Here is a 6983-nt window from a genome sequence, read left to right on the forward strand (position 1 = left end):
CGGCTCAGGCGCGCTCGTAGGCGGTGCCGGCGTGGTTGCGCTTGAGCAGGCCCTCGTCCACCAGGGCGCGGCGCAGGGTCACCCAGTCGTCGAACCACTCGCCGCAGAGAGCGTTGACCCGGGCCTCCGGGTACACCTCGCCGGGGGTGAAGGTGTCGACCACCACGGCCAGCACCCGGGAGCGGATCTCGGCGTCGCCGGGGACGGCGGTGATCCGGCCACGGCGGAAGTACGCGCCCGCGCCGTGCCCGCCGCTGCGGCCGCCGACCCGGATCTCGGCCTGGACCGCGCGACGGAAGGCGTCCTCCACCGGGGCGTACGAGTGGGTCGTGCGGTCCTCGGCTGCGATCCCGCCGTCCACCAGCTTGCGCAGCGCGCTCGCCGCGGCCTTCCGGGTCAGGCCCGCCTGCTCCGCCACCGACCCCACGGTGCGCGCGCCGAGCACGAGCGCGGCGAACGCGGCTCGGCGCGCCGGCTCGGCGAGCAGTCCGACGATGTCGCCGCAGGACGCCGGGTGTTCGTCGGAGCCGGCCGGCAGCTCAGGGTCGACAGTGGGCACCGGTCACCTCACCTCGGGATCGCCGGCTGGCGTCGACTGCGTCCAGGCTCGTCCATCCGCACAACGTAACAGTCACCCCACGGCCGCCCCGGTCCGGAAACCGGCACCCGCTCCCCTGCCGTCACTCGGCGGCGGAAACGCTCTCCAGCGTGGACTCCCGCTCGCCTGCGGTCGGCTCCTCGGCCCGCTGCTCGCCCGTCGGCGGATCGGCCCGCTGCTCGCCCACGCGACGGTGAGCCCCGAGACCTGGTCGACGAAGGGCACCGCCAGCGCCGAGGCGAAGTCCGCCCAGATCGACGTCCGGCGCCTGCCGAACCGGTCGATGACCAGCCCTCCGACCACCGCCGCCATTCAGATACAGGAGTGTATTAGGATATGATTTTGTATTTGAACGCGTTCGAGGAGGCCGCCACCGCCGAGCGGACCTGCCGCCCCGACCCGCCCGACGACTCCCGACGTCCCATGCCGTCCGCCCCGGGCGGCCGGGCCGCCACCACTACACCCCGATGTGGAGATCCCGTCGCCATGAGCAGCAACACCTACAAGGTCATCGTCCGCGGCAAGTTCGCCCCGCTCACCGAGGAGCAACGTGCCTCGCTGCTCGCCCGGGCCGACGAGCACGACCTCTTCGCGGCCAGGTTCACGGACGAGGGCACGGTGACCTACGAACGGCCCCTGCGCATCTTCACCTTCCGCTGCCTCGTACCCGTCACCCCCGACGACAGCGAGGCAGTCGTCTTCGAGAAGGCAGAGAAGGCCGCCACGGCCGCCGTCCGCAAGCTCGGCGCGGACAGCACCGACCTGCACTCGGTCTCCAGCGACCTTGAGGACATGCTCCGACGGCGGGGACGCTGACCCGTCGGCACACGCCCCGGCACGTCAGGCCGTCGGGCACTCGTCGAAAGGACGCGAGCCGTCTCATGACCCCTGAAGAATTCACCCTCCTGCTCTCCGAACCCACCCCGCGTCGGGTGTTCTGCGCGGTGGACCTGGGCGGGGCGACACCCACGGAGATCCTCGCCGCCTCCGGCCTCGATGCGTCGAAGGCCGCCCCGGCCATCGGGAAACTCCTCCGGACCGGGCTGTTCAGGTCCGACGGTCCCGGTCGCGTAGCGGTGAACGAGGAAACCCTCGCCGCGGTGGCGGCGGTGGCCACCCTCCGGCAGGAGGAGCAGGCCGTCGCCGAGCAGCCCGACCCACAGCTGCGCGGCTTCGTCCGCGGGGACGTCCTCGTGCACCTGCCGGAGGAGGACGCCACCGCCCGCCGCGCCGTGCTGCGGCACGTCGCGGAGACCGCCTTCGTCCCCGGTGACGAGTACGACGAACGCCACGTCACCGACCGCCTGCGGCCCTGGTGCGCGGGCGGAGCGGTCGACGCCGTCCAGCTGCGGCGTCTCCTCGTCGACGGCGGCGTCCTGCGGCGGAACTCCGGGCGGTACGTGCTGGTCACCCCGGGCGGACCCGTCAAGACGCGGTGACGCCGAGACGTGGTGACCCCGAGACGTCGAGGACGACGCGATCGGCGTGGTCGGGCACACGTCCTCCCCGCGGCGCTCGGTCCCGGCGGTGAGATCGGGCCCGGCGCCTGCCGTTGCACCGAACAAGGTGCGGGCAGCAAGTTGTGAGCGGCAACATTTTTCCCGCTTTCAATAATTCATGACCGTCAATCTCTTGACGACTTTTCTGCCTTCTGGTTCACGCAATGAACGCCCTTGCGATCATCGATGAACCACCCCTAGTATCCAAGCCAGCGACCCGCGAAAGTTCCACGTAGTCGCTCACGGCGATGGTGATTGCGTTCCCAACGCATCTTTTGGTGCCCGGAATTCCAGGAGAAACGCATGATGGATAAAACGTCGGTGAGCCGACGGAAGGGGCTTGCCGCCTTGGGCCTAACCCTGGGCGTGACCCTGCTGGGCGCGGCAGTGACGCCCTCGGCGCAAGCCACAGCGAATGCGGCGTCAGAAAGTCGGAGCACCACCGGTCTCGCCGCAACGTCGTACAGCGTCACGATCGTCAACAACTCCGCGATCGACGACGAGAACGCCATCGTGTTCCAGCAGCAGCCGACCCAACCGTCGGACGTACACTCGCTGGCCTGGCTGTCGAAGATGTGCCACGCGGGCACCAGCGTCACGTTCTCGTGGACGGTGGACTACAACTTCGTCTGGGGTCAGACCGGAACACTCAAGCCCGGCGTCAACTACGATGCGGGGCAGATCATTCCGGCCGATCTCGATACCGCGAACACGGTTTCCCTCTCGTACATCGATGACGGCTTTGAATTCGGCAAGCCGACCTCAGGGGCCGCAAGCGGGTCGCTTGTCATCAACGAGGACGACACGGCCCCCGGCCCGGATTCGTCCGATCAGGGAAGTGTCGGCATCGGAATGTCGGGGGCGGGAACGTTCGTGGTCTCGACGCAGCCGGACACCGGCGTCCAATTCGAGATCACCCCGACCTACTGGCTCGCTTTCGGCAGTTACGAGGCCGGCACGGTCGTCAGCGAGGACATTCTGACCAGGCCCTACCAGTTGCAGTTCCCGGACGGGGCAACCAAGGCCATCGCCACCTTCGACGGCAAGAACTGGACGGTCGAGTACGGCGGATAGCCAGCACGGGAACCGAGAACCGCACGGTGGAGGGCTGGCCAGCAACCCAACCCTCCACCGTTCTTCGCTCCGGCCAGGGCAGCTCAGGGGCGGGCCCGCCCCTGCCCTGAGGACCTGCGGGCCAACCACAACCGGTGGGCGAACAACAGCCCGTAGCCGGCGAGGACCGCGCCGAGCAGCGCCAGCGCACCGGTGTCGGCGGAGCGACGCGCCGCGTCCAGGATCACGCCCAGCATCGCCGCCGCGACGATCAGGGACACGTGGTTCGAGGCCCAGAACACCACCGGTGTCATGCTCCTGGGGTCGAGGTCACGCATCGCGCCGCCACGGAGCTGCCTGACGAGCCAGACCGAGAGCGGCGCGGTGGCGGCCATCGCGGCCCAGACCAGCCACGGCAACCAGCCGAGCAGCGCGAGGACGGTGAGCATCGCGTACGCGATCAACTGCCCGCCGACGATCAGGTGCACCGCCGGCTGGTAACCGACGATGACAGGCAGCGTGCGCTTGCCGACCATCGCATCCGACCGGCGGTCACCCAGGTTCATCACCATCATCCGGGCCACCTGTAGGACCGCAGTGGGCGCCAGCACCGCCAGCAGCAGCATCGGTACGGTGCCGGTCTGGAGCACTGCCGCGACGGCGGGCCACAGGCCGTTGAGGATCGCGGCAACCGTCAGCTCTCCGGCGCCCCGATAGTTCAGCCGCAGCGGCGGCGCGGTGTAGAACCAGGCCAGCACCACGGCCGCGGTGGCGAGCACGCGCGCCTGCCAGGTCGGCATGACGGCCACCATCAGCGTCGAGGCGCTGAACAGTACGAACGCGGCGCCGAGCGACACCATGGGCGCGACGGACCCGTCCACGAGCGCCCGGCTGCCGCCCGTCCACGGGGTGAAGTAGACGTTCGCCCGGTCGGCCTCCAGGTCGAAGTACTCGTTGCAGTAGTGGGTCATGACGTGGACCGTCCACGCGAACAGCTGCGCGACGACGTACCAGGTGAGATCGAGCGGGTAGCCCTGGTGCACCGACACCGCCACGGCGAGGCCCACCGGCAGGACGTTGTACAACAGGAAGCGCAGTCGGGCCAGCCGGAGGAAACCCCTCCAGGAAGTTCCGTCCCGCCCGGCGGCAGCTTGACGAGGTCCTGGGACCAATTGAGATTCCCGCATCGCGGCCATGATGGACGCCTCCCCGTAGTCAGACAGTGGCAGCAACCTATATCTCGGGGAACGGCAACGGAAACGATCTGTCCGGAAAAAGCTCGATACCCCCTTCGGCGGACACGCCCATTTCGCCGAGGACCGGACGGGCCGCCCGTGGTTGTCCGCCCATCGCGAGGCGACATCGGGCGACCGTGTCGAGGCGAGCGCCGGCTGCACCTGGGGGGACATCCGGTTGACCGATCCGCATCCGCGTCAGACGCGATTCATCGAAGCCGAGAAGACGAATCGCGCCAAACCAGCCGCAGACAGCTTTTTTTGCGTCTTGACTAAACCATTGAACGTTGCTTTGATCAGCACTCATTGATGTTCCTGCAAGGGTCGCGTCGATGGCTGTCCGTCCCGCTCCCGTTTCCGCGCCGCGTCGAGTCGATCCGTCCCGTCGGCTTGCCGCTGGTTCTTGCTTCCGTGGAAGGAGTCCCCCTTGTCCCTGTCCGGGAATCCGCCGCACGACCTGCCGACCAGCCGCCCACCCACCGCCACCCGACGTCCACGCCACCGCGGCTTGGCCACCGCCCTGCTCGCCGTCTGCGTGCCGGCAGCCGCCGGGATCGCCGTGGCCACCGCCCCGTCCGCCTTCGCCGCGCCGGTTTCTGTCGGTGTCCATCTCACCACCACGGCCGACGCCGCCGGCCGTACGGTCACGCGCGGACTACAGCAGCAGACACCGGTCGGGTTCGCCGCCAGCAGCCCGAACGCCGACCAGACCATCACCGTCGACGACTCGGTCCGCTACCAGACCTTCGAAGGCGGCGGCGCGTCGATCACCGACACGACCGCCCACCTTCTTCGCGGTGGTGTCGTCAGCGCCGCGACCCGCGATGCGGTGATGACCAAGCTGTTCAGTCCCACCACGGGCATCGGGCTGTCGTTCGTGCGCAACCCGATCGGCGCCTCCGACCTGTCCCGGCCGGGCAACACGTCGCTCGACGACACGTGCTGCGACCTGTCCGATTTCGACACGAACGGCTATGACACCAACGTGCGCCTGCTCACTCAGCAGGCGAAGCAGCTCAACCCGGAGTTGCGGGTCAAGGGTGTGCCATGGAGTGCGCCGGGGTGGATGAAGACCAACGGTCGGATGGACCAGATGGGTTCGTTGAAGACCCAGTACTACGCGCTCTACGCCCAGTATCTGGTGAAGTACATCCAGTCGTACGCCCGTGCCGGCGTGCCGATCAACTACATCTCCGTGCAGAACGAACCCAACTGCTGCAAGGCCGACAACCCCACGGAGATGAACTACCCGGGTATGGCCTGGACGCCCGACCAGCTCATCGACCTGACCAAGAATCACGTCTACCTCGCGCTGCGGGCCGCCGGCCTCACCACCAAGGTGATGGTGCAGGACTTCAACTACGGCGACTACTGGACCCTCGGCCAGCACCTCCTGCAGGATCCGGCCATCCGGACCGACCCGCTCTTCGGCGGCATCGCCTGGCACGGCTACTGGGGCGAGCCCGACATCGGCACCGTGGTGCACCACGACTTCCCGAATGTGCGGCAGTTCAGCACGGAGCATTCGGGCGGGACCTGGATCAGCAACCAGCACAACGAGGATCTCAGCGACATCGTCAACTACGCCCGCAACTACAGCAGCAGCCTGATCAAATGGAGCCTCGCGGTCAACCAGAACCACGGCCCGCACAACGGCGGGTGCGACGCCTGCACCGGCCTGATCACCGTGCAGGAAGGCGGAGCACGGGCCGGTCAGGTCGACTACACCGTCGAGTACTACACGACCGGCCACCTGACGAAGTTCGTCCGCCCCGGCGCGCAGCGGATCGACTCCACCGAGACCTGGGGCGTGCAGAACGTCGCGTGGCGCAACGCCGACGGATCCAAGGCGCTCATCGTGCACAACCCCGCCGCCAACGCCCAGCCGGTCAAGGTCAACTCGGGTGGCCAATCGTTCACCTACACGATGCCGGCGCGGACCACGGCCACCTTCACCTGGAGCGGCAGCCCGACACCACCGACGACGCCGCCCGCGACGACGACGCCGCCGGCCACGACCCCGCCCCCGACCACCCCGCCCGCGACGACCCCGCCGCCCACCGGTTCCGGGACGGTCACGGGTCTGGGCGGCCGTTGCCTCGACGTCGTCGACAAGCAGAGCGGTGACGGAACGCCTGTGCAGATCTGGGACTGCCACGGCGAACCGAACCAGCAGTGGTCACGCCCCGGGGACGGGACACTTCGCTCGCTCGGGAAGTGTCTCGACGTGAGCGGAGCGGCTACGAACAACGGCGCCAGGGTCCAGATCACGACCTGCAACGGCAACGCCGCCCAGCGCTGGACGGCCACCACTGCCGGCACTCTGGTCAACCCGCAGTCCAACAGGTGTCTGGACGTCGTGGACGTCAACAACTCCAACGGCGCCCGGCTGCAGATCTGGGACTGCCACGCCGAGCCCAACCAGACCTGGGTCCTCAACGGATAGCCGTGCCGAGTCCGCCGTGGGGGGGCCCGGGCCCGGGGCCCCCCCGCGGGGCCCGCCCCGGGGATTGAAGGACCCCCCCCCCACCCCCCACGGCCGGCGAAAGGGGCCGGGCCCGAGGACCCTCCCCCCGAACGAGGGGGCGCCCCGGGGCG

7 protein-coding genes are annotated in these 6983 nt (G+C 68.8%); 4 read left to right on the top strand and 3 right to left on the bottom strand.

Annotated elements, in window-relative coordinates:
• Positions 1-4: 4 nt before the first annotated feature.
• Positions 5-559: a DUF2087 domain-containing protein gene (locus ACFYZF_RS20350; RefSeq protein ID WP_387022965.1), complete on the bottom strand. Its 555-nt coding sequence runs from the start codon at positions 557-559 to the stop codon at positions 5-7.
• Between the two features lie 387 nt (positions 560-946).
• Here ACFYZF_RS20350 and ACFYZF_RS20355 point away from each other — a divergent pair, with 387 nt between their 5' ends.
• From ACFYZF_RS20355 to ACFYZF_RS20365, 3 genes are all read left to right on the top strand, one after another.
• Positions 947-1414, top strand: a complete 468-nt coding sequence (locus tag ACFYZF_RS20355; protein ID WP_387022966.1) for a DUF6204 family protein — start codon at positions 947-949, stop codon at positions 1412-1414.
• Between the two features lie 65 nt (positions 1415-1479).
• Complete coding sequence (locus ACFYZF_RS20360) at positions 1480-2037, top strand: DUF2087 domain-containing protein (protein WP_387022968.1); 558 nt, start codon at positions 1480-1482, stop codon at positions 2035-2037.
• A gap of 363 nt (positions 2038-2400) precedes the next feature.
• Entirely contained in the window at positions 2401-3171 is a 771-nt protein-coding gene (locus ACFYZF_RS20365) for a hypothetical protein (RefSeq protein WP_387022970.1), read from the top strand.
• An 83-nt stretch (positions 3172-3254) separates the two neighbouring features.
• On the opposite strand, the gene ACFYZF_RS20370 is transcribed toward ACFYZF_RS20365, so the two are convergent.
• Positions 3255-4217 carry a prenyltransferase gene (locus ACFYZF_RS20370; RefSeq protein ID WP_387022972.1) on the bottom strand — a complete coding sequence of 321 codons (963 nt, stop codon included), beginning with the start codon at positions 4215-4217 and terminating at the stop codon, positions 3255-3257.
• A gap of 166 nt (positions 4218-4383) precedes the next feature.
• A complete protein-coding gene (locus ACFYZF_RS20375; protein ID WP_387022974.1) occupies positions 4384-4692 on the bottom strand; it encodes a hypothetical protein in 309 nt (102 codons plus the stop codon).
• Between the two features lie 120 nt (positions 4693-4812).
• On the opposite strand from ACFYZF_RS20375, the gene ACFYZF_RS20380 reads away from it, so the two are divergent.
• Entirely contained in the window at positions 4813-6831 is a 2019-nt protein-coding gene (locus ACFYZF_RS20380; RefSeq protein WP_387022976.1) for a ricin-type beta-trefoil lectin domain protein, read from the top strand.
• The last annotated feature ends 152 nt before the right edge of the window (positions 6832-6983 follow it).

Source organism: Micromonospora sp. NPDC001898 (assembly GCF_042891255.1).
Classification (GTDB): Bacteria; Actinomycetota; Actinomycetes; order Mycobacteriales; family Micromonosporaceae; genus Micromonospora.

Bases quoted from the DNA above. Each gene is read 5' to 3' on its own strand.
- ACFYZF_RS20360 (WP_387022968.1), top strand. From the start codon at position 1,480: ATGACCCCTGAAGAATTCACCCTCCTGCTCTCCGAACCCACCCCGCGT.
- ACFYZF_RS20365 (WP_387022970.1), top strand. From the start codon at position 2,401: ATGATGGATAAAACGTCGGTGAGCCGACGGAAGGGGCTTGCCGCCTTG.
- ACFYZF_RS20375 (WP_387022974.1), bottom strand. From the start codon at position 4,692: ATGAGTGCTGATCAAAGCAACGTTCAATGGTTTAGTCAAGACGCAAAA.